Raw genomic sequence first — 2,071 nt, 5'->3', positions numbered from 1 at the left:
CAAGCTGTGGAGGGGCGTGACGCCCGGCTCTGGGTGAGGTGGAGACATACGGCCGTGTGACCGTCGGGATCGTAGGATCGGCGGCAGGGCTCGTCAATAGGTCTGGACCAAAGGCGCGGTGAGCCGTGTCCTGCCGTACCCCGCCATGCCGTGAACTGACGCGAACGGAACGCCACTCACCACGTCCGAGGACCGGATCTCATGGGCGGTCCTCGTGGAGGGGCTCGCCGCGTAGGGCTGTCACAGACCGGGACGCCGTCTTGTCCTTGCTCAGGACAGTCCCTTTGTCCTTGCTCAGGACAGTCCCTGTTTGTTTGGAGGAACGCATGAGCGCTGAGCACGCACACCTGCCCCCGGGCGTCGAGGTGATCGCGGCCCTGCCGGAGGCGGCGGCCGGTATCCCGGACGGTGCCGAGGCCAGGACCGTCCGGGTCACCCTGCCGCCCGGTGACCCCGGCGCGCCGCCGCACCGGCACCCCGGGCCGCTGTTCGGCTACGTGACCCAGGGGGAGATCCTCTTCGAGCTGGAGGGGCAGCCGCCCCGGGTGCTCAAGGCCGGTGACGCCGTGTTCGAGCCCGGGGGCGACGTGATCCACTACCAGGGCGGCAACAACCTTCCGGACGCGCAGTCACAGCTGGTGGTGACCATGTTCGCGCCGCCGGGCTCCCCCGTCCTCACCGTGGTCAGCGCGGAGGAGCTGGCCGAACGGCAACACCTGCGGGTCCCCCAGGCGTGACGGCCACCAGTATTCCGGCTGTCTCGGCGACGAGGCCGTCGAGCGGGCCGGGCTGGTAGTGCTTCACGAGGCTGATCCACGCTGAGGATCACTCCCTTCCGACCGCCGTGACGGCCCCGTCATCTCCTTCGTGCCAGGGGCCGTCGCGGCGCCGGCCGACCGTCTGCTTCTCGGGTTCGCCCTGCCTCCGGCCTCGGTGGTGCCGTGGGCGCCATCCACGGCGCGCGTGGGGCCTGCCGCTGCGGCCGGTGTGCACCTACTCCTGGTCCGCGTCCCAGCCCTGTCCGCGCGGGCGCCACGTTCTGACGCCTCCGGGCCGTCGGCGGGATCTGCGGGTTCTAGGGTGACGGAACAGGGGACAGTCGTCCGATCGAGGAGATCCGATGGACACCACTCCGACAGGAGTCGTCGAGGCCGCCTTCCGTCACTACCGGTCACAGGACCGGGACGCGGCCCTGCCTCTCTACGCCGACGAGTTCACGTTCACCAGCCCGCAGGACGATCACATCGGCAAGGCGGCGTTCTTCGAGCGGTGTTTCCCCACCGCGGACCGGTTCAGGGAACAGCGGTTGCTCCACGTCACGGCCGTCGACGAGGAACTCGTCTTCGTCCACTACGAATACGAGCCGGCGACGGGCGGGCGGTACCGCAACATGGAGGCGATCACGGTCCGGGGCGGGCAGATCCGGGAGGTGCAGGTCTTCTTCGGTGGCCGGGTGTGAAGGCGCGCCCCGGCCCGTGCGACGCATGTACGGGACGGCGTGACATGGGTGTCGCCAGGAGGACGCACTGTCCCCGCGGCCACGTGCACCGGCCGGAGAACCCGTACCCGGATCCCTGAGGGTTCCGGCCGTGCCGGACGTATCGCGCGGAGAGGGGCAGGAGCCGGCGAGTTCCCCCGGCCGTGTGAGCTTTTGCGGCACGTGAGAGGGTCTGAGGCGTGAGTGAGACACCGACGAACACCCTGCAATACCGCTTCGACGGCCCGGAAGACGCCCCAGTTCTCATCCTCGGCCCCTCACTCGGGACGACATGGCACAGGTTGTAGAGACCGTCCAGGGGCGTCTATGCCAGTCCACTGCGGGCATGAAATTGCAGGTCGGAGCCTCTTGGTCCGAGAGTGTCTGCCCAGTTGGTGATGGCTGTGTGATACGCGGGTGATATGGCGAGGCCCCGCCGAGGTCCGTCCTGGCGGGGTCTGGGCCCGGATCCGTGAGACGTCGAAGCCGCACCGGAGCGCGGTGCCGGCCATGTTCTGCTGCGTGGCCTGCACGAACCGTGCGTCGTTCGCGACCTCGCCGAAGTTCCAGCCCTCCCCGTACAGGATGATCTTC

The 2,071-nt window shown here is 69.0% G+C and carries 2 protein-coding genes and 1 pseudogene; all 3 read left to right on the top strand.

Features of this window, described 5'->3' with window-relative positions:
• Positions 1 to 326 precede the first annotated feature (326 nt).
• Positions 327 to 737 (top strand): cupin domain-containing protein, encoded by a 411-nt coding sequence (locus tag ABZ484_RS38630; RefSeq protein ID WP_358870622.1) that lies wholly within the window; start codon positions 327 to 329, stop codon positions 735 to 737.
• Positions 738 to 1,120: 383 nt separating this feature from the next.
• Positions 1,121 to 1,459, top strand: a complete 339-nt coding sequence (locus tag ABZ484_RS38625; protein ID WP_358870621.1) for a nuclear transport factor 2 family protein — start codon at positions 1,121 to 1,123, stop codon at positions 1,457 to 1,459.
• A gap of 218 nt (positions 1,460 to 1,677) precedes the next feature.
• Positions 1,678 to 1,776 (top strand): annotated as a pseudogene (locus ABZ484_RS38620) (3-oxoadipate enol-lactone hydrolase); the annotation flags it as partial.
• Positions 1,777 to 2,071: the final 295 nt, after the last annotated feature.

Origin of the sequence: Streptomyces sp. NPDC006393 (assembly GCF_040628575.1) — a bacterium.
In the GTDB taxonomy this organism is placed as follows: domain Bacteria; phylum Actinomycetota; class Actinomycetes; order Streptomycetales; family Streptomycetaceae; genus Streptomyces.
The sequence above is the reverse complement of the archived record's forward strand: the minus strand, read 5'-3'. Positions and strand labels throughout refer to the sequence as shown.